Origin of the sequence: Streptomyces sp. NBC_00503 (genome assembly GCF_036346895.1) — a bacterium.
In the GTDB taxonomy this organism is placed as follows: Bacteria; Actinomycetota; Actinomycetes; order Streptomycetales; family Streptomycetaceae; genus Streptomyces.
Genome location: NZ_CP107855.1, coordinates 6,418,674 through 6,439,010 on the forward strand (window position 1 = coordinate 6,418,674; position 20,337 = coordinate 6,439,010).

15 protein-coding genes and 1 pseudogene are annotated in these 20,337 nt (G+C 70.7%); 2 read left to right on the forward strand and 14 right to left on the reverse strand.

Translation table 11 applies throughout. The features are described from left to right. Positions 1 to 72: 72 nt before the first annotated feature. The 14 genes and pseudogenes from OG490_RS29435 to OG490_RS29500 form a co-directional block, all read right to left on the reverse strand. A complete protein-coding gene (locus OG490_RS29435) occupies positions 73 to 870 on the reverse strand; it encodes a VOC family protein (RefSeq protein ID WP_330301119.1) in 798 nt (265 codons plus the stop codon). Between the two features lie 121 nt (positions 871 to 991). After that, positions 992 to 1,846, reverse strand: a complete 855-nt coding sequence (locus tag OG490_RS29440) for a uridine kinase family protein (RefSeq protein ID WP_330299289.1) — start codon at positions 1,844 to 1,846, stop codon at positions 992 to 994. A gap of 103 nt (positions 1,847 to 1,949) precedes the next feature. Continuing rightward, positions 1,950 to 2,759: an enoyl-CoA hydratase/isomerase family protein gene (locus OG490_RS29445; RefSeq protein WP_330299290.1), complete on the reverse strand. Its 810-nt coding sequence runs from the start codon at positions 2,757 to 2,759 to the stop codon at positions 1,950 to 1,952. Continuing rightward, positions 2,756 to 4,003: a cytochrome P450 gene (locus tag OG490_RS29450; protein WP_330299291.1), complete on the reverse strand. Its 1,248-nt coding sequence runs from the start codon at positions 4,001 to 4,003 to the stop codon at positions 2,756 to 2,758. Before OG490_RS29450 ends, OG490_RS29445 begins: the two co-directional genes overlap by 4 nt. 104 nt (positions 4,004 to 4,107) lie before the next feature. Next, positions 4,108 to 5,496: a cytochrome P450 gene (locus tag OG490_RS29455; protein ID WP_330299292.1), complete on the reverse strand. Its 1,389-nt coding sequence runs from the start codon at positions 5,494 to 5,496 to the stop codon at positions 4,108 to 4,110. A gap of 10 nt (positions 5,497 to 5,506) precedes the next feature. Further along, positions 5,507 to 6,067 (reverse strand): GTP-binding protein, encoded by a 561-nt coding sequence (locus tag OG490_RS29460; protein ID WP_330299293.1) that lies wholly within the window; start codon positions 6,065 to 6,067, stop codon positions 5,507 to 5,509. Positions 6,068 to 6,070: 3 nt separating this feature from the next. Then, positions 6,071 to 6,463, reverse strand: a complete 393-nt coding sequence (locus tag OG490_RS29465; RefSeq protein WP_330299294.1) for a DUF742 domain-containing protein — start codon at positions 6,461 to 6,463, stop codon at positions 6,071 to 6,073. Beyond that, positions 6,456 to 7,298 carry a roadblock/LC7 domain-containing protein gene (locus OG490_RS29470; RefSeq protein ID WP_330299295.1) on the reverse strand — a complete coding sequence of 281 codons (843 nt, stop codon included), beginning with the start codon at positions 7,296 to 7,298 and terminating at the stop codon, positions 6,456 to 6,458. The genes OG490_RS29465 and OG490_RS29470 overlap by 8 nt, the downstream gene beginning before the upstream one ends. Then, positions 7,295 to 8,500, reverse strand: a complete 1,206-nt coding sequence (locus tag OG490_RS29475; protein WP_330299296.1) for an ATP-binding protein — start codon at positions 8,498 to 8,500, stop codon at positions 7,295 to 7,297. Before OG490_RS29475 ends, OG490_RS29470 begins: the two co-directional genes overlap by 4 nt. A gap of 705 nt (positions 8,501 to 9,205) precedes the next feature. Beyond that, the gene (locus tag OG490_RS29480) at positions 9,206 to 10,054 is read right to left on the reverse strand and encodes a hypothetical protein (protein ID WP_330299297.1); all 849 of its coding nucleotides are present in this window, start codon (positions 10,052 to 10,054) and stop codon (positions 9,206 to 9,208) included. After that, on the reverse strand, positions 10,051 to 15,288 hold the full coding sequence (locus OG490_RS29485) for a caspase family protein (protein ID WP_330299298.1): 5,238 nt from the start codon (positions 15,286 to 15,288) through the stop codon (positions 10,051 to 10,053). Before OG490_RS29485 ends, OG490_RS29480 begins: the two co-directional genes overlap by 4 nt. Positions 15,289 to 15,375: 87 nt before the next feature. Then, a pseudogene (locus OG490_RS29490) lies at positions 15,376 to 15,714 on the reverse strand (alpha/beta hydrolase fold domain-containing protein); the annotation flags it as partial. A 37-nt stretch (positions 15,715 to 15,751) separates the two neighbouring features. Next, the gene (locus tag OG490_RS29495; protein WP_443065890.1) at positions 15,752 to 16,489 is read right to left on the reverse strand and encodes a response regulator; all 738 of its coding nucleotides are present in this window, start codon (positions 16,487 to 16,489) and stop codon (positions 15,752 to 15,754) included. Next, complete coding sequence (locus tag OG490_RS29500) at positions 16,486 to 17,736, reverse strand: sensor histidine kinase (protein WP_330299299.1); 1,251 nt, start codon at positions 17,734 to 17,736, stop codon at positions 16,486 to 16,488. The genes OG490_RS29495 and OG490_RS29500 overlap by 4 nt, the downstream gene beginning before the upstream one ends. Positions 17,737 to 17,877: 141 nt before the next feature. Between OG490_RS29500 and OG490_RS29505 the strand changes: the two genes are divergently transcribed. Both OG490_RS29505 and OG490_RS29510 read left to right on the forward strand, forming a co-directional pair. Then, positions 17,878 to 19,071 (forward strand): serine hydrolase domain-containing protein, encoded by a 1,194-nt coding sequence (locus tag OG490_RS29505; protein WP_330299300.1) that lies wholly within the window; start codon positions 17,878 to 17,880, stop codon positions 19,069 to 19,071. A 62-nt stretch (positions 19,072 to 19,133) separates the two neighbouring features. Beyond that, on the forward strand, positions 19,134 to 20,303 hold the full coding sequence (locus OG490_RS29510) for a serine hydrolase domain-containing protein (RefSeq protein WP_330299301.1): 1,170 nt from the start codon (positions 19,134 to 19,136) through the stop codon (positions 20,301 to 20,303). Positions 20,304 to 20,337 lie beyond the last annotated feature (34 nt).

Here is a 20,337-nt window from a genome sequence, read left to right on the forward strand (position 1 = left end):
GCGGCCGCCCCCGCGAAGTCCACAAGGAGGACGCGGAGACGGCCGAACGGTATGCGGGCGGCAGCCGGGGGACTATGCGGGCTGTTCCGGTGCGGATGCCGTGATCACCGAGAAGACTCCGCCCTGCGGGTCGGCGAGGACGGCCATCCGGCCCGCCGCCATGTCGAAGGCCGGGGCCATGACGCTGCCGCCGGCCCGGACCGCCGCCGCCTGGACGCTGTCGACGTCGTCGACGTGGAAGTACGGCTGCCAGTGCGGCGGAACCCCGGCAGGCATGCTCGCGAGGTCCATCATCCCGGCGACCGCGCGACCGGCGACCTTGAACTCGACGTAGCCCTCGGCGCCCGGCATCTGCGAAGCGGCCGGGCTGATCGGCAGCACGGCCGAGTAGAACGCGGCGGCCGCGTCGGTGTCACCGGTGCTGAGCTCGCTCCAGATCAGCGCGCCGTGCTCGTTGACGATGCCCGCCCCGTCGAAGGAACCGGGCTGCCACAGCCCGACGACAGCGCCGGTCGGGTCGGCGAGGACGGCCATCCGCCCGAGGTCCATGACGTCCATCGGGCCCATCATGACGTTGCCGCCCGCGTCGGTGACCGACTTGAGGGTGGCGTCGATCCCGTCGGTGGACAGGTACGTCGTCCACACGGTCGGCGGCATCGGGTCGGGCAGCGTCCCGTCGGGGTTCATCGCCTTCATGATCCCGGCGACCGGCTTGCCCTTGAGCGTGCAGACCGAGTACCCGCCGGTCTCGGCCGGACCGATCTCGCCCTGCCAGCCGAAGAGGTCGCAGTAGAAGTCGAGCGCCGCCTGCTGGTCGGGGACCATCAGATCGATCCAACAGGGAGTACCGGGCTTGTAGGGGCCGTTCATGTCGGGCACGGATGCCTCCGGATTGATGGGGAAGGACGGCCCTTCCCCTACCCGGGCCCCACGGGCCGAATCGGGCCACACGGGTGAACCGGCGCCAGGGCGATCGTGCATCCTCCGCGCATCAGTAGCCCCTGACAAGCAGCGTGGCCCTGGTCTGCGGCCATGTGGTGCGCAGGTAGTGGTCCTCCGCGTCGCGCCAACGCCGGATCCACTCCTCGGGGTTCTCCCCGCGCGCCCGCACGCGCTGCAGGCAGGTGCTGCGCGGGGTGTCGACGTAGACGGTGAAGTGGTAGTAGGGGACCAGCTCCGGTCGTGCGGCGTAGACCCCTTCCACGATCACCACGCCTCCGGGAGCGATCTCGCACCATGCTCCGAGCCGTCCGGTGGTCCAGTCGTACCTCTGATAGCGGGCGGCCCGGCCCTGATCCCGCAGCGGGACGAGGACCTGGTCCCGGAGCCGCCCCCAGTCGAAGTAGCGGTGGTAGCCCTGCTCCGCGTCGAGCTGCTCCCGCTCGCGGTCGGGCATGGGCCGGTAGAAGTCGTCCACGTGCACGACGACGGAGCCGTCGAGTTCTCCGGCCACGGCCGCAGCCAACGTGCTCTTGCCCGACCCTCCGGCTCCGTCGATGGCGACGAGCCTGGTGGCCCCTGGGGCCGGGACGGAGTGGAGAAGGCCGTCGACAACGTCCTTCGCCCGCTCCGCCACATCAGCGGGTTGCTGATGCGCCGCCGGTCCGGTGCTCCGCGCAGCGCTGGACAGCACGATGTCCTTGGCCTCTGCGAGGCCCCCCGACCCGGCTCCCAGCACTTCCCGGGTGACGGTGATCGAGTCCATCACCCCGACTCCGAGGTCCCGCAGCAGCCGCTGGACGCCTTCCATACCCGCGTCCCGGTCCAGCAACGGCTTGCATTCGTCGACCAACAAGGCAAGCCGGGCGGCATGCTCCGGCGTGAGGCCCCGGAGGCTTCCGGACATGAGAACTCCTCGTAGGCGGTGTGCTGGGTGTCCCTCCATCATCCCGGCCGCCCCGCGCCCCGGTGGCCCGTGGGCGGTCGGATGTTCGCGTCGGGGGCGGGGGTCAGCCGTGTGTGTGTTGGTGGAGGGCGGCTGTCAGGAGGTGGGAGTCGAGCAGGGAGACGTCCGCCGTCCTGTCCGCCCGCGCGTAGCCGGCCAGCATCCGCTTGGTCAGGACGAGCGCCTCGGGCGAGCGCCGCACGAGGGGCCTGGTCCAGGAATCGATCACCTTGTCCAACTGGTCGAGCGGGGCGGTCCGGTGGAGCAGGCCCATCCGGTGGGCCGTATCGGCGTCGAAGACCTCGCAGGTGAGCATGAGCTCGCGAATCCTGGCGGTGCCGGCCTCGGAGACCAGGCGTCCCATCGCCCCGCCCCACGCCGGCGGCAGCCCTATGCCGACCTCCGGCATGCGGAAGCGGCTGGTGTCGGCGCCGGCGCGCAGATCGCAGAAGGAGGCGAGGGCGAGGCCCGCGCCGATGACCCGCCCGTGCAGCCGGGCGATGGTGACCGCGTGGGTGTTCTCCAGGGCCTGGCACAGGCGGTGCGCCTTGTCGGCGATGCGCCGCAGGCCCGATCCGGACGGATCGGCGGCCATGGCCTCCTGGTACTCGTTGCGGTCGGCGCCCAGGCAGAAGTCCGTACCCAGTGACGACAGCGTCAGGATACGGACGTCGGGTCTCTCGTGGAGGTCGTCGAGCAGGGTGATGAGCTCGTCGAGGACCGCGGCGTCCAAGGTGTCCTCCTGTCCCCAGGGGTTGAGGCGCACATGCAGTACGGGGCCGTCCTGCTCGGTGCGTATCGCCTTGGGGGCGGTCCGGGCGAGGACGAGAGGGTAGGCGGGGGCGCAGGCGGGGGCGGAGATCGATTCGGTCATGCGAGTGCAACGTCCAGGTTCAGGAGTCGCCGGAACGCCACGCGCGGCGCCATCGACGGGGGGCGTACGAGGGTGAGGCGCGGCAGGCGCCGGACCAGCTGGTGGAGGAGGGTCTGGGCCTCGATGCGGGCCAGCGGCGCGCCGAGGCAGTAGTGGATGCCGCCGCTGAACGCGAGGTGGTCGGGGGCGCGTTCGGGGTCGAACCGGTCCGGATCGCGGTGTCGGGCCGGGTCCCTGTGCGCCGCTCCGACCATGAGGTGGACCATGTCGTCGCGGCGGATCTCTAAGCCCCCCAGCACGGAGTCCTGCGAGGCGACCCTGCTGATCACGTGGGTGGGCGGGTCGTAGCGGAGCGTCTCCTCCACGAATCCGGGCACGAGGTCGGGGTTGTCGGCGACCATGGCCCAGCGGTCCGGGCTCTCGACGAGTCGGAGCGTCATCGTCGAGAGGAGGGTCGCGGTGGTTTCCAGGGCGGCCAGCAGGACGAACAGCACCAGGAGGTAGACGGCCTCGTCGGCCTTGTCCCGGTCGGGCTCGATCGCGTCCCAGGTCTGGATCCACCGGGTGACGGGGTCGCCCCCGGGGCGGGAGCGCCGGTCGCGCACCAGGTCCATGAAGTACGTGCGGAGTTCGGCCGTGGCCGCGTCGGACAGGGCCAGTTGACTGGCCGAGGGCAGCAACTCCTGGGTGAACACCTGATCGTGCGTCAACTCCCGGAGCCTGGCCCAGTCGGCCCGCGGGAGTCCGAGCCACTCACCGATGGTGGCGACCGGCAGCTCCTCGCAGACGAGCTCCGAGAAGTCCGCCTCGCCGGTGCGTATTCGCTCCGTGAAGGCGTCGAGCAACTGATCCGCGTTCCGTTTCACACTGTGGCCGATGCGCTCCACGGTGCCCCGGTCGAAGGTGCCCGCCGCCCGCCGCACCTTGGTGTGGTCCGGCGGGTTGAGTGCGGCGAGGGTGTGGCCCATCTCGCGCGAGGAGGGTGCGTTCCAGCGCGTCCCGGGCCCTTGCCGCTCCCGCCACTGTCTGTCCGGCTCCAGCCATTGTCTGCTGCGCAGCACTTGGTCACAGGCGGCGAAGCCCGTGACGGCGAAGCCGCCCCAGGGGGCGGGCACCACCTCGCCGCGCGCGTGGAACTCGGCGTAGATCGGGAAGGGGTCGGCCTGCCCTCCGGCCGTCCGCAGACGGGAGAAGAGGGAGGCGGACGCCCGGCGGTCACACGTCGGGGTGGTGGCAACGCCCATGATGGCGGCTCCTTTCTGAGAACCAGCCGCCATGCATACCCGCATGATCATTGGGGCATCCACTACCGCTGGGTACTCATGGAGTAAGTTGAATCACACCTTCCTCATTCGCCCCTGGTCCAGGACAGGAAGCGACTGAACAGGCCGCCCTTGGGCTGCGGCGCGACGCCGCCGTTCGTGCGCGAGGGTCCGGCGGGGGAGAGCGGGACGGCGGCCGCCTGCTGCTGGGGCACCTGGCCCGCACTCGATCCGGCCGACCTGGCCTGCCCGGACGTCTGGGGAACGGCCCTCGGGGTGAAGCGGATCGGGAGGGTGACCAGCGAGCGGCTCCACGGACTCGGCGCCCAGGTGAGCGACTTGAACGGGACGCGCAACTCGACGTCGTGGAGCTGGTTGAGCAGGGTCTCGACGGCGGTCACGGCCATCATGAAGGCCGGGTCCTTGGCGGGGCAGGCGTGCGGGCCCGCTCCGAACGCCAAGTGCGCCTTGGCGCTGAGCTGTTCGCGGTGGTCGGTCAGCTTCGGGTCGGTGTTGGCCGCGGCGAACGAGACGAGGACCGGGTCGTTGGTCCGGATCAGCCGGCCGCCGAGCTCGACGTCGTGAGTCGGGTAGTGCGCCGCGTAGTTGGCGATCGGCGCGTAGTTCCAGAGGGTCTGGGAGACCGCGTCCTCGACCGGGAGGCCGACCTGCCAGTCCTCGCCGAGGTACAGGGCGCTACTGGTGCCGATGGCCGCGGCCAGCGGGGCGGTGCCACCGGAGAGCAGGGTGACCAGCTGGTGCAGCACCTCCTCGTCGCTCAGCTGGGCCGAGTGCTCCATCAGGCGCGTCGTCAGATCGTCCGTCGGGCGCCGCCGCTTGAGGGCGATCAGCTCGGTGAGCGCCCCGCCGAGCACCTCGTCGGCCCCGGGAGTCCCCTCGAAGATGCCGCTGATCCCGGCGATCACGCGGTCGCCGATCTCGGGCGGGCAGCCGAACAGGTCGCTGAAGACCAGCAGGGGCAGCGGCTGGGCGTACTCGGCCATCAGCTCCGCCTGGCCCAGGACGTCCGTACTGAACTGGCTGATCAGGTAGTTGGCGGACTGCTGCGTCTGCCGGATGAGCTGGTGCTCGTTGACCGTGGCCAGACTGTCGGTGACGGCCCGGCGCAGCCGGGCATGTGCCGCACCGTCACTGAAGAGCGCGTTGGGCCGGTAGCCCATCATCGGCAGTGCCGGGCTGTCCGCCGGGACCCGGCCCTCGTTGAGGGCGTTCCAGCGGCGGGAGTCGCGCACGAAGGAGGCGGGGTTCTGCAGGACGTACAGGGCGGCGTCGTAGCTCGTCACCAGCTCGACCTGGACGTCGGGGGCGATGTCCACGGGCGCGCTGTGGCCGAAGGGACGCAGCTGCGCGTAGTGGCCGTCGGGGTCGGCTCCGAACGAGGGGCCGTACATCTGGACGTTCCCGTGCGCGGGGCAGCCGGGAGGTATCTCCTGCGGGTCAAGTGGCTGTTGCATTCCTGCGCTCCTAGCCGAGTTGGGACATGAGGTGTTTCACGAGGACGATGAGGGCCTGCGCCGAGGAGTTCTCGTCCCGTACGTCGCACTCCACGACAGGGGTCTCGGCAGTGAGGTTGAGGGCTTCGCGCACCTCGTCGAGCGGGTAGTGCGTGGTGCCCTCGAAGTGGTTCACGGCGATGGCGTACGTCAAGCCGAAACGTTCGACGAGGTCCAGGACGGGGAAGGACTCGTGCAGCCGCTCCGGGTCGACGAGGACCAGCGCGCCCAGAGCGCCCCGGGAGAGCTCTTCCCACATCTCCTTGAAGCGCTCCTGGCCGGGCGTTCCGAAGAGGTAGAGCACCAGGGTGTCGCTCAGGGTGAGGCGGCCGAAGTCCATGGCGACGGTGGTGGTCTTCTTGTCGGGCGTGCCCGACAGGTCATCGAAGCCCACGCTGGCTTCGGTGATCTCTTCCTCGGTCCGCAGGGGCTCGATCTCGGAGAGACTGCTGATGCAGGTGGTCTTGCCGACCCCGAAGTGGCCCACTATGAGGATCTTCACCGCGTGGGAGACATCTGGATCCAGGTACACGCGTTACGCTCCGAATCGATTCTTCAGGCCCTCGAGCACGGCGCTGACCAGTTCTCTGTCGACACGTTCGGCGCGCGGTATCGGTGTCCTCGTGAGGATGAGGCCGTCCTCCTCCAACTGCGCCAGCAGGATGCGGACGATGCCCAGGGGCAGGTGCGTGTGCCCCGCCACCTCGGCCACGGACAGGAACCCGTTCGCGACCAGGTCCAGGACCTGCCCCGCTTCCGGGGACAGCGTGCGCGCCGAGACCTGGACCCCGTCCGCCGCCGCCGTCACGAGCGTCGTGTGCTCGTACTCGTGGTCCGGGGGCAGCGCCCGTCCGTTGGTGATCACGAAGAGGGGAACTAACGATGATGTCAGTTCCAGCTCCTCATTCTGTTCGGGCCCGTCAGGCATGGCCTGTCCCCTTCCCCGTTGTCGCCGCCGCAGTCAGTCTGGGAACCACCTCGTGCAAACGGGTGGTGAACTGTTCTATGTCGCAGTCGTGTTCGGCGGCGGCTGCCAGGAGGGCATCGGGGCCGGCCGCCATCAGGAAGATCCAGCCGTGCTGGAACTCGATGACCGTCTGACGCCACTGCGCGTCCTCGGTGACCCCCGCGAACTGGGAGGTGACCCGGCTGTAGGCGTGGATGCCCGTCATGGCCGCGGAGATCGTGTCCGCGAGGTCGCGGCTCAGCCCTTCGGTCGCCCCGCGGGGCAGGCCGTCCGACCCCAGCAGCACGGCGTGGCGCGCTCCCTTGACCTCGGACATCACCCGGTCGAGCTCGCCCAGGACGAATCCCGCGTCGCCGGAGCCCTGCTGCCGGGGGTCACCGCCCCGCGGACCTCCGGCGTCCTCGGCGCTCACCCGAGGCGGCGAGGTGAGGTTGTTGCCCAGTCGGGCGACGAGGCGGTGCATGCGGAAGGAGATCTGCTGCATGTCCACATCGGGCGCGGCAGCGGCGGCGAGGTAGGAGCCCTGCCCCGCCCCGATCAGGAAGCTCCAGCCGTGCGAGAACTCGATGATCGTCTGGTTCCACTGCCGCTCCTCCTCCGGCCCGGCGAAGTGGGCCGTGGCCCGGCTGAGCGACTGCATCCCGGCCATGGCCGCGGAGATCGTGCGCACATCCTTCTCGGCCAGGCCTTCCGTCGCGCCGCGAGGAAGGCCGTCCGCGGAGAGTAGGACGGCGTGCCGTGCACGGGGCACGTTGTGCACGATGTCCTCGAGCATCCACGACAGGTCTGAGGTCATGCCTCTTCGGGCCCTTCGAACGAGGTGGCGTCAAGGTTGCGGCCGGAGAGCGTGCCGCGCTGGAAGGCCCCCAGGCTGCGCCCGGAAGTGCGGCCCGTCTCCCCCGGGGTCCGCGGCGCCGGGGAGGTGGCGTCGGGATCGGGGACGCTGGCGATGGGCGCCTGGCGGGCCCCGCGCTTGGGCAGCCCGTGCATCGTGCGCGAGGTCGGGATCTGCGGGGCCACGGGGCCCTGGGGCCGGCTCTCGGCGACGCGCCGGATGTCACTGACCGGAGCCTCCGGGGCGGGCGGTATCTCCTCCATGGTCCACAGCTCCTCGGGCAAGAGGACGACGGCCCTGACGCCGCCGTATCGGGAGACTCCGGTGACGTCGACCCTGAAACCGTGCTGACGCGCGATCAGGCCGATGACCGGGAAGCCGAACTTCGGCTGGGTCCCGAGCTGGGACAGGCGGGGCGCGACCTCGCCGGAGAGTAGTGCGGTCGCCCGCTGGCGCTCTTCGTCGTTCATGCTGACGCCGGCGTCGTCGATGACGATGCACAGGTTGTTCTGGACGCGCTGGAACGTCACTTCGATCGGTGCGTCGTGCTGCGAGAAGCTGGCAGCGTTGTCAAGCAGCTCCGCGACGGCGAGGGCCACGGGCGCGACCGCGTACGCCTTCAGGGCGAGGCTGGTCTGCTGCATGATGGCGACCCGGTGGAAGTTGCGGATCTGCCCCTGGGCGCTGCGCACCACGTCGTAGACGCTGGCGGGCCTGTTGCGACGGCCGAGCGGCGCACCGCACATCACGGCGATGCCCTGGGCCTTGCGCGCCATCTGGGCGTTGGCGTGGTTGACGTCCAACAGGTCGCTGAGGACCGCGTGTCCGCCGTACTTGCGCTGGATGCCGTCCAGAAGCGTCGTCTGTTCGGCCGCGAGGCTCTGCAGGAGGCTGGCGGCACCCTTGAGGACGGCCTTGGTGTTCTCCTCCGCCGCGTCCTTGGCCGCGCGGAGCGTGGCGTCCTGCTCCTCGCGGAACCTCTGCAACTCGGCTCGGGTCCCGTGCAGGTGACTGTCCGTCGTGAGCAGCTGGTGCCTCAGTTCGGCCTCGTTGTGTTCCTTCTTCGCCCCCAGCGCTCGGTTGCGGGCGACGAGTGCCACGACGGCGACAACGGCTGTCGCCGCCACCGCAACCAGGCACCACACAAGTGCGTCTCGATTCATGGAAACCTTTCCCGGCACATGACATGCGGACGGCTGCAGATACACCTCGCGAGGCCCCGCAACACAGCTGACCGGCACCGTTCACCTGCGGTTACGCGGAGAACGTGGCCTGATCACAAGTCGGCATCTGCATCAAAACGGAGCAAGATCACAGATGCCGGGATGCTATCACCGGATCTTCGGCCCCCAGGACGCCCGCAAAGGCATGACATCCGGCCAACCCGGCCGCAATGGCGGCGGGTTGACATGGTCCATCGGCCCCCCGCATCTGCTATCGGCCGTCCCTTCCGCCACCGGTCCGTTCAACAGTTCTTCATGAGGGGAGCGGCGATCCCTCACATCGATCCGAGAATCCCGCCGGCTGCCCCCGGGCGACCATCACCGGAAAATGGCAGGACCCAGCTCATCGGCACCGGGGGCGTGTTGCGCTTTACCCCTACTTTTCCGGCGGGCCGGGTCGGAGTCCGGCAGTGGCGGTGGCGTGATGGCGCCGTCGGACCGCGATGAGCCGAAACGGCTGGGCACGAAGGTCGGTGAGCCGGAACCGGAGGGCCAGTTCCCGGGCAGGGCTGCCCGGTATTCCGCCAAAACAGCGGTCGTTGACCGGCCGCCGCGGCCAAGGCGAACATCGTGTGAAGTACGGCATAAGAAAGGTGAACGGCGCCCGGGGTGCCCCCGGGCAGCGAGTGCGGGTCCGGCAATCGCTCAGGCGAGCGCTTCCGCCAGGGCGAGACCGGTTTCACGCGCGGTCAGGTAGGGGCGGACGTCGTGGGCATGCGCGCCGTTGTCGACCGCCAGGTCCTGGACGCGGGTTCCGAACGACGGCGCGAGCTCCTTCACCAGTGCCACGGCGTCGCCGTGATCGGCGATGTTGACCCAGCGCTTCACGGGCACGGGCCATCGGGCCGCCCCTTCGTGCGGGGTGGGCCGAAGGCGGTCGAACACGAGGCCGCGTACGGCGAGGGGCGACCCGAGGGTGATCAGCGTGAGGTCCTGCCACTGGGGGTGGGCGCACAAGGCCTCGTAGGCGACGACGCTGCCCAGGGAATGGGCGACGATCACCGTCGTCTCGCCGGTCACCGCGCGAGCCAGCCGTTCTCCGGCGGCCTGCTGGACTTCCGGCTCGGTGAAGTAGCGCCGGACCTGCCGCGCACTGCCGATCATCGCGCCCTCGGCGAGACCGGAGAAGAAGGCCGAGTGGCTGAGGGCGTTGAGCGCCCGCTGGACGATGCGGGGGGTGCGCAGCCGGCCGGGGGCGTCCGGTCCGGGCACGCGGGCCTCGGCGTCCGCGGCTGCCTGCCACCACGACAGGAGCAGATCGTTTTCGAGCCCGGGTTCCACGTCGGAGGCGTCGAGGGGCGGCTCGCCCAGCCCGCGGTGACCGGGCCGGCGGAAGAGGTCGCCGTAGAAGGCGACCGAGACGTCGGGGCGCGGCAGGGTGCCGGAACCCGAAAGGGCGAGGCCGTCGTTCAGGGAGGGAAGCCACGCCTCGGCGATGCTCTCGGGCCCCTTCAGCTGCTGTGCGATGCCGTGGACGAGGACGACGCGGGTCATCGGGGATCCCCCTTTTCCGTACGGGCTGCGGGGGTCAGGCGGAGCGCCACCAGCCCCATGTCGGTCGCCACGCAGATCCGGCCCGCCTCGTCGACGGCGACACCGTTGATTCCGCTGCCGACGTTGATCTCCGCCCGGAGGGCGGTCGCTTCGAGGTCCCAGACGCGCACCAGGCCGTACCCGTCGGCGGCGACGAGCGTAGGAGTGCCACCCACGTTCGTCACGCGCACGCGTCGCACCCCGGCCGGGAACCGGTCCAGCTCGATGCCGGAGGGCGAGGAGTCGTCCAAGGGGAGCATGCGGACCCGGCCGTCTCCGGCTCCGGTCACGAGGTGGTCACGCCCGCCGATCACCGCCAGGTCCAGTGCGGTCGCCCCCATCTCGTAGCCGGTTCTGACCTCCCCGTGGGGGCGGCCGGTCCGGAGGTCCCACAGGCGTACGGTTCCGTCGTACGAGGAGCTGGCCACGATCGGCACGCCGCCGACCTGCCCGGCCCGCAGTGCGCTGACCAGGGCCGTGTGCCCCGGCATCGGCGGGCATACGGGAGCTTCCGTGGCAAGGTCCCAGGCGTGAAGGGTGTAGTCCCCGGCAACGGAGATCACGACGGGGCGCCCCTCAAGTACGCCGGCGCATGCGAGCCATGAGAGTCCGGCGCGGCGTGCCAGTCTGCGACGTGCGCCGAGACCCCATACCTCGACATCGGTCCAGCTGCTGCGCACCACGATCGAGTCGCCGTCGACGGGTTCCGTGACGGCGTGGTAGATGGAGGACGCCCCCGAGGTCAGGTGGCTGGCGGTCTGCCGGCCGGTCTCCAGATCGTGGACGCGCACAGCACCGTCGAGACTGCCCGCCACGACCACGGCGCGGCCGTCGGCGGTGCGGGCGATGTCGGCCGACAGCAGATGTTGTTCGAGGCCGTACAAGGGTTCGCCCAGCGGCTGCATGGTGGTCAGGCTCCACAGGCGGACCTGAAGGGCGCCGACGCCGATCATCACAGGGACGTTCCCGATCCGTCCGAAGACGGGCGGCGCCTGCGAACCCGGGGCCAGGTTGTTGCAACTGGCCAAGGCCGGACCCTCTTCGGTGCCGGACATCAGGTCCCAGACGCGGAACGTGTTGTCCCACGCGGTCGTTGCCATGACAGTCCTGCTGCCGATGAGGCCGAGTGTGGCTGCCGCGACGAAGCCGGTGTGGCCGAGATAGGGGCCACCAACGACGGCGGATGTCTCCATGTCCCGGGCGTGGACCGCGTTTCCGTCGAGGATCACGATGACGACGGGACGCCCCTGGTGGAACCCGACTCCTACGGTCCGGGCGGCGGGGGTGAGAGTGGACGCGTCGAGGTGGGAACGGAGCGTTGCGGTCAGGTGGCTCGGACCGGGCTCGATGCGCCACAGGTATCCGTGGTCCAAGGAAGTGCACAGGACGGCCTCAAGTGTTCGTCCGCTCCTTCGGACCGACAGGTGCCGGATGTCCCCGATGTGGCCGGTCAGCGGCGGACAGAGCTCGGTGCCATCGCGCGCGTCCCAGAGGCGCACCGTTCCGTCGTCGCTTCCGGTGAGCAGGATCGGCCGTCCGTCCACTTCGCCGAAGACGGCGCAGCGGACGGCATTGGTGTGACCGAGCAGGGGGACGACCGAAGCCCCCGCGCGCAGTGGCTCCGACAATCGCACGGTGGTGTCGGATCCGCCTGTGGCCACGACGAGTGAGCCACCCACCTCTGCGACGGCGACGGCCAGGACCTGGCCGGTATGACCCTTCAGGGGCGCAGCGTATTCCTGGCCGGTGCCCATGTCCCACAGGCGGGCGGATCCGTCTTCGCTCCCGGTGACGGCCAGGTCCCGACTCCGGTACGAGTGGTAGGCCGCGGCCAGCACGGGTCGGGCATGGCCTTCCGCGGGCTGGTCCGCCGCCAGGTCCCAGATGCGTGCCGTCCGGTCCTCGCTCACCGTCACGGTGAGGGCGATGTCGCCCTGGTCGAACAGTGCCGCCGCGGTGATGTCGTGGACGTGGCCGCGCAGAGGAGGTCCGAGTTGCTGCAAGGTGCGGATGTCCCACACACGGGCTTCGCTGCGCCCGCTCGTCACCGCCACAGGGCGGCCCCCGAAATGGCCGGCGGCTGCCGAAGTCACTCCGCTGCGGCTGTAGTAGACGTGTGCGCTGACCGGCTCCCCGACTTGACGGCGATCGTGCAGGTCCCAACGGCTCAGCATGCCCGCCTGGTCGCCCACCAGGGCGATGGTCCGGCCGTCGACTTCGGTCACGCACACCGCGGAGACGCCCATCGCCGTACCGATGAGGGGACTGCCGTCCACGCGGGCGCTCCCGCCGTCGACCACCTCGGACAAGTCCCAGACGTACACCGCCTTGTCGTCCCCGCCGGTGACGGCGATCGGCCGTCCGTCGAGTTCGCCGAAACTCGCGGCCAGGACGGAACGGCGGTGCTCGGTCAGCTCGCTCCCCAGCTGGCGCCGGTCCTTCAGATCCCACAACCGCGCCGTGCCGTCGGCGCTGGCGGTCAGGACGACCGCGCGGCCGTGGAGGGATCCCACCGCGATGCTCGCCACGCGGTTGGTGTGCCCGCGCAACGGTGCGCCGTATTCCTGGCCCGCCGAGAGGTCCCAGACCTTGACCGTGCCGTCGTCGCCACCGGTCAGAGCCACCGTGTAGTCACCCAGATCGCCGATGGCCACGGAACTCACCGCGCTGCCGACGGACATGGGGTCGCCGATCTGCTGCTGAGCCGTCAGGTCCCAGATCCGCGCCGTGCCGTCCACACTTCCGGTGACCGTGATGGGACGGCCGTCCAGCGCGCCGACGGCGACGCAGCTCACCGTCCGGGTGTGACCGGCGAGCAGCCGGTGGACGCCGCTCGTGGACCACCAGGCCCAATTCGCGGCCCAGGGACGGGCCAAGGAGAGGTCCTCGATGCGGTCGGCCAGCAGATCGGCCTCGCACCGGCGGGCCGAGAGCTGCAGGTCCGCGGCACGGTCCCCGATCGGGCGGTCGTCGGTCAGCCGGTGTGCCACGTGTTCGTACGCGCTGCGGATGCGCCGGGCCGTGTCGCCCTCGATGGAGGAGAAGGCCGTCAGGAGGGCTCGCGGATCACTGGCCAGGAGGAATCCGGGATCCTCGATCAGGTCGGTCAGTACGCCACCCGCGGCCGCGTGCGTGGCGAGGTGACGCCGGACGTATCCGGCGGCGCCGAACCAGTCCGGCGGGCCGTCGGCCGGCTTCGCGACGAGCGAGCGCAGGGCCCGTACGATCGACCGCTGGACCTGCTCCGCCGCCCGGTCCGCGGTGGCGCGCAGATGCTCGGCGAGCGCCTTGTGGTAGAGGCGGTACGCGGATCGCTGGTCGTCGTCGATGACTTCGGCGACGTACGCCTCCGCCACGTCCAGCGCCCAGGTGACATCCTCTTCGGTGCAGACGACGCCCGAGATCACCGAACTGAGCGTGGTCCACACGTGGCCCCGGGGGAGCCCCTTGCCCTCCGAGAAGGCCAGTGCGAGCAGCATCCGTCGTACCCGGGCCTCGTCCGGACCGAAGCGGGCCAGATAGTCGTCGAAGGCTTCACCGACTTCGCTGGGCAGGTCCTCGGCCCAGCCGGTGCGGCTGGTGTCGACGGGGGACCGGTCGGAGCGCAGGGTGCGCGCGGTCGTCCTCGCGTAGAGGTAGACGCCGGCCGCCTTCGCCGCGACGGCGTCGGCGACCGTACGGGCGCGGTCGGCCCGGTCCCGGTAGGGCGTCGGAATCTCGGGTTCGTCGCCGGCGAGCAGCACCCGTGCGACGTAGCCGGACACGTCTTCGCGCGTGGCCCGGTAGCCGTCCTGATCCAGGTCCATCACCGTGAACGTGCGGCCCAGCGGGCCCACGAGTTCGTGGCGGGCCCCCACGAGCAGCCTCACCCCGGGAATCTCCGACATGGGGCGCAGCAGCTCGCGAGTGATCCGGCGGGGCTCGCCGTGGCCGCCGGCGTCCGCCGCGGTGTCCGAACCCGCCTCGTCCACGGCATCCACGACGACGATGATGGGCGCTCCCTGACGCCCGCGCCGGGTCAGTTCCTGCAGCAGGGCGGCGGGGCCGTCGGTACGGGTGTCCAGCGCGGTGGCGATGCGTTCGACCACCTCCTCCAGCCGTTTGTGCCGGGCGTGGACCGCGGCCGAGACGCATCCGGCGGGGAGCACGGTCGAGGCGTCGACTTCGGAGAGGTCGAGACGAGCCCGGTATCCGGGGTCCGACAGGGCGACGATCCGTCCGAGCACCGCGGACTTGCCGCAACCCGGGCTGCCGGTGACCACCCTGCCGTGACCGTCGCCGCGGGGCGAGGTGAGCCAGTCCACGAGTTCGGACAGCACCCTGATCCGGCCGCTGAAGTACAGGCCCTGCTCGGACTCGAACTCCACGCCCCGGGAACGGGGGCCGAAGTGCTCATCCAAGTCCCGATCTGCCACGCGCCGTTGGACCTGCAGATCGGTGCCGAGGGGAGGAAGTTCCTCCCGGTAGTTCGAGTTGGCCAGGAACGGCGCGAGACCGGTCACCAGTCCGCTGGCCAACTCGGCCCGCTGGCCGCGCCCTTCGGCGTCGAACTGTTCGTTGACCGCTTTGACGAGCTCGGTGAGGTCCAGGTACTGCTGGCGTTGCCCGGTTCTGCCCGCGGTGGTTTCGACGGCCTCGATCAGGGCCGTCACGAACTTTCCGTCCTCCGCTATGTCCTTGTGCCGGGCCGAGCCCAGGAACCACAGGCCGGTCGAGGCGCGGACGGAGGTGCTCCGGTAGGCGATCGTCTGGAGCGCGACCGAGGCGGCATCCGCGCTTCCCGCTCCGGCCGAGCAGGTGTCGAGGATCAGCAGCAGGTGGCGCAACTCGCCGCGACAGAGGATGCGTACGAGGTCTTCGGTGGCCAGGGCGCTGGAGACGAGGTCGTCCTCCTGCGAGTCCCAGCAGAGCAGGTAGTGGCGGTCGCGCTCCTCGACGGAGCCGTGCCCCGCGAAGTACACGACGACGACGTCGTCGGCCGCCAGATCCGCATCGGAGGACCAATGGGTCAGCTTGCGCCGTATCTGGTCGGCGCTGTCGTAGTCTCCCAGCCCCGGTAACACGGCCTCGTAGCCGAACGCCTGGAACAGCTCCGTCGTCGCTCGCACGTCAGCGGGGACGGAGGCCAGCTGTTCCTCCTTCGGGAGGTGGCAGTACTTGCCGCTCCCCAAGGCGATGAAGAATTGCCTTCCCACCCCACCACCCGACGTCATGATCGCTGAACCCGAACTCTACCGAGGCGGTGGCCCTTTCGGCGGTGGTTGCGGTGGGCGGAGACGAAGTCAGCTTAAGCGTTCCTTGAGTTGGGCGTACAGCTCGGTGACGGCGGCGTCGGCGGCCGGGGAGACGGGAAAGAGGTTGAGGAAGGTGTGGATCAGTCCGTCGTAGGTGCGGGCGAAGACGTCCACGGCGGCGTGCTCGAGGGCCTCGGCGTAGGCGTTGCCCTCGTCGCGCAGGGGGTCGTACTGGGCGGTGCCGATGACCGCGGGGGCGAGGCCGGTGAACTTCTCGGCGCGCAGCGGGGAGACGTGGGAGGAGCCGCGGACGGCGGGGTCGTCGCCCGCGTAGAGGTGCTGGAAGTCCAGGACGTCCTGGGTGGCGAGGACGTAGCCGGTGGCGTTCTCGGTGCGGGACGCGCACCCGGGGACGGGGAGCCGGTCAGCCGGCGAAGCCCGGGACCACCAGGCCGGACTCGTAGGCGATCACCACCGCATGGGTCCGGTTCTGCGCGCCGAGCTTGGTCAGCACGTTTCCGACGTGCGTCTTGACCGTCTCCAGGCTCACCGTGAGGGACTCCGCGATCTCCGGATTGGAGAGCCCGGTGGCCACCAGGCGCAGCACCTCCTCCTCCCGGCCGGTCAGGGCGGCCCGCGGCAGGGCCTGCGCGGAGCCCAGCGGGCGGGGGGCGACCATGCGGCCCAGTGCGGCCGGGAAGAGTACCGCCTCGCCCGCCGCCACCACCCGGACCGCCTCGGCGATCCGGGGGACCGGGAGGCGCTTGAGGACGAAGCCGCTGGCGCCCGCGCTGAGGGCGGCCGTGACGTAGCCGTCGTTCTCGAAGGTGGTGATCACCACGACCTTCGGCGGTTCGGCCGCTTCGGCAACGAGTTGGCGGGTGGCCTCGATCCCGTTGAGACGCGGCATCCGGACGTCCATCAGGACCACGTCCGGTCGCAGGATCCTCGCCCGTTCGACCGCTTCGACGCCGTCGGCGGCCTCGCCGACCACCGTGATCCCCGGCTGCGCGGCGAGCAGCAGGCGCAGACCGCTGCGGGTGACCTCGTCGTCGTCCGCGATCAGGAGGGTGACGGCGGGGCTGGTCACGGAGGCGCTGGTGGCGGAGGGGCTGGTGACGGAAGGCAGGGCCGTGTCCTCGCCCGCGTCGGATCCGCTCACGCCGACACCCGGGCCGGCAGCCGGCAGGCCAGTCGCCAGTGCTGCGTACCGTCCGGGCCGGCCTGGAACTCGCCGTGCAGCAGCCTGACGCGCTCGGCCAGTCCGGGCAGACCGTGGCCGGAGGTCGAGAAGGTACCCGGGCCCGGGCCAGGGCCCGTCCGCGCCCCGGTCCGGTTGACCACCGTGAGATCCAGTCCGTCCGGCCCGGCAGCCACCCGGACCTCGATCGGGCCGCCCGCCCCGTGGCGCAGCGCGTTCGTCAGCCCTTCCTGGAGGATCCGGTACGCCGCCCGGGAGAGCGTCCCCTGGATCTGTGCCAGCTCGCCCGACAGCTCTGGTTCCACTACCGCGCCCGCGTGCCGCAGGCGGTCCAGCAGCTCGGGGAGGTCGGCCAGGGTCCGGGTCGGGGCCGTTCCCGACTGTTCCTCGCGCAGCACCCCGAGCACGTAGTCCAGGTCCTCCAGCGCGGCCCGCGTCGACTCCTCGATGCTGCGCATGGCGGCCCGTGCCGCCGCCGGGTCGGCGCAGAGCATCTCGCCGGCCACCGCGGCCTGGATCGTGGCGGCGGTCAGTGTGTGCCCGATCGAGTCGTGCAACTCGTGGGCCAGCCGGTTGCGTTCGGCCAGCAGACGTTCCCGCTCGGCCGCCAGCGCGAGCAGCTCGGCCGACGACGGCCCCAACAGCCTCGGCGCCAGCCACCGCAGGGCGTTCGTCACCCCCGCGCAGACGGCCGCCGCCAGCAGCAGGCAGCCGAGCGCCACCGCCCAGCTGCCCCAGCCACCCTGCGCCCGCACCGACCAGCCGAAGAGACTCAGCTCCGCCTCGGAGCGGAGCCGGCCCCCCGGCAGGGTCAGGCCCGCGATGATCAGCAGGCCGCTCACCAGCGCGCCCGTCCACCCCAGCGCCACGTGCAGCACCAGCCAGAGCGGGGTCCGCCAGTGGTCGAGGCCGGGGGAGCCGGGGGTCCGGCGGCCGGCCGCGGGAGTCGGCAGCGGCACCCGCAGCAGCCGGCGGGCGGACACGACCAGGGCCCGCCGTACGGGGCGCGCCAGTCCGGCCGCGGCGACCAGTGCCGCCCAGACCAGTAGGACCAGGACGATCTGCACGTTCTCGGGGGCGGATTGCCACGACAGCGCCGGCAACAGGGCGAAAGGCAGCAGCGGAAGGCTCGCCAGAGCGCCGCAATAGGCGAACAGCACACCCGAATACGTGGAGCCGCGCAACAGCGGCCGAATTCCCCTGATCATGATCGCCAGTATCACCGGGCAGCCCAACGGCAGCCTCCCCCGATCGGGGGAGCTGTTTCTCCCGCCTTCCCGCGATGCGGTCGAAGGGCCCTGGAAACCAGGATTCGTGCTCCGACCGAATGTTTCCCCAGGAGTTGACTCATGCGAGCTCAGACCCGGCAGGGCCTTTCTTCCCCGACCCGGCAGCAGCAGGGCGGCGGGCGGCGACGAGCCGTGTCGGCCGCGGCAGCGCTGGTCATCGGCGTCATGACCACGGGCGTCCTCGCCCCGTCCAGCGCCTCCGCCGCCGTTTCAGCCGCCGCCGCTGCCGGGCCGGACGCCGTCCAGCAGAGCTTGAACGCTCTGGTGCGCGACGACGGGATGCCGGCCGCGCTGGCGAGCGTCCAGGGCCGTGACGGCCGCACCCGCACCTATACCGCCGGGCTCGGCGACCTGGCCACCGGCTCGAAGGTGCCCGGGGACGGCCAGGTGCGGATCGGCAGCAACACCAAGGCGTTCACCGCGGTGGTGATCCTGCAGCTGGTCGGCGAAGGGAAGATCGGCCTCGACGCCACTGTCGACACCTACCTGCCCGGACTCGTCCGCGGAGAGGGGATCGACGGACGCCACATCACGGTCCGCCAGCTCCTCCAGCACACCAGCGGACTCCCCGAATACGGCGCCCACATCGACGACGACGAGATCAGGAACCGGTACGTCGAACCCCGCGAACTGCTCGACATCGCCCTCCGGTACAAGGCCGACGCGGCTCCGGGGGAGAAGTGGGGATACAGCAACACCAACTACGTCCTGGCCGGCCTGATCGTCCAGAAGGTCACCGGCCGCCCCCTGGCCGAGGAGATGGACCGGCGCATCATCAAGCGCATCGGGCTGCGCCACACCTACTTCCCCGCCCCCGGAGAGATGACCATCCGGGAGCCGCACCCCCAGGGCTACCACCGCAACCCGGAGGACGGACCGCTGCGCGACTTCACGGAGATGGACCCCTCCTGGGGCTGGGCCGCAGGCCAGTTGATCTCCACCAACTCCGACCTCAACCGCTTCTTCACCGCGCTCCTCGCCGGCCGCCTCCTCCCGGCGGCCCAGCTCGCCGAGATGCGCACGACGGTCCCCGCCGGGACCTCGGGCCTCCGCTACGGGCTGGGTCTCGCGAGCAGGCCCCTGTCGTGCGGCGGCGTCTACTGGGGCCACGGCGGCGACATCGCGGGGTACGAGACCCGCGGCGGCGTCACCGACGACGGTCGCGCAGCCAACGTCGCGGTCACGAGCATCCCAACGGACGATTCGGCCGCGGAGCACGTGAAGGACGCCGTGGACAGGGCCCTGTGCGGCTGAATCAGGCACCGGCGACCAGACGGACCCGAACGATGATCCAACGATTCCCCAGGAGTTGACTCATGCGTCGACACACACGGCAAGGGCTTCGCCTGCCGGGCCGGCAGCAGGGCACGCGCCGCCGAGCCCTACCCGCCGCAGCCGCGGTGGCCATCGGCGTCATGACACTGGGCGGCCTTGCCCCGCCTTCGGTCGCTGCCGCTGCCGGGCCGGACGCCGTCCAGCAGAGCTTGAATGCTCTGGTGCGTGATGACGGGATGCCGGCCGCGCTGGCGAGCGTCCAGGACCGTGACGGCCGCACCCGCACCTATACCGCCGGGCTCGGCGACCTGGCCACCGGCTCGAAGGTGCCCAGGGACGGCCAGGTACGGATCGGCAGCAACACCAAGACCTTCGTCGCGGTCGTCGTCCTGCAGCTGGTCGGCGAAGGGAAGATCGGCCTCGACGCCACTGTCGACACCTACCTGCCCGGCCTCGTCCGCGGAGAGGGGATCGACGGACGCCACATCACCGTCCGCCAGCTCCTCCAGCACACCAGCGGCCTCCCCAACTACAGCAACTACCTTGGGGACGACGTGCGTTACTACTCCCCCCGCGACCTGCTCGACACAGCCCTCCAGCACCCGGCCGAGTTCGCCCCCGGGACGAGTTGGAAGTACAGCAACACCAACTACCTGCTGGCCGGCCTGATCGTCCAGAAGGTCACCGGCCGCCCCCTGGCCGAGGAGATCGACCGGCGCATCATCAAGCGCATCGGGCTGCGCCACACCTACTTCCCCGCCCCCGGAGAGACGACCATCCGGGAGCCGCACCCCCACGGCTACTACCGGGAACCGGAGGACGGACCGCTGCGCGACATCACGGAGATCGACCCCTCCTGGGGCTGGGCCGCAGGCCAGATGGTCTCCACCAACTCCGACCTCAACCGCTTCTTCAGCGCACTCCTCGCCGGCCGCCTCCTCCCGGCGGCCCAGCTCGCCCAGATGCGCTCCACCGTCCCCGCCGAAGCGACGTTCGGCCCCGCCGCCCGCTACGGACTGGGACTCGTCAGCAGGCCGCTGCCGTGCGGCGGTCTCGCCTGGAGCCATGGCGGCAGCTTCCCGGGGTACGAGACCCGGGGCGGCGCCACCGACGACGGCCGCGCCATCAACGTCGCAGTCACCATGCAGCTCACCGACGAGGCGGGCCGGAGAAATCTCGAACGCGCCGTGGACACCGCCCTGTGCCGCTGAACCCCGCCGGGGCTCCTGGGTACTGGACGTTCTC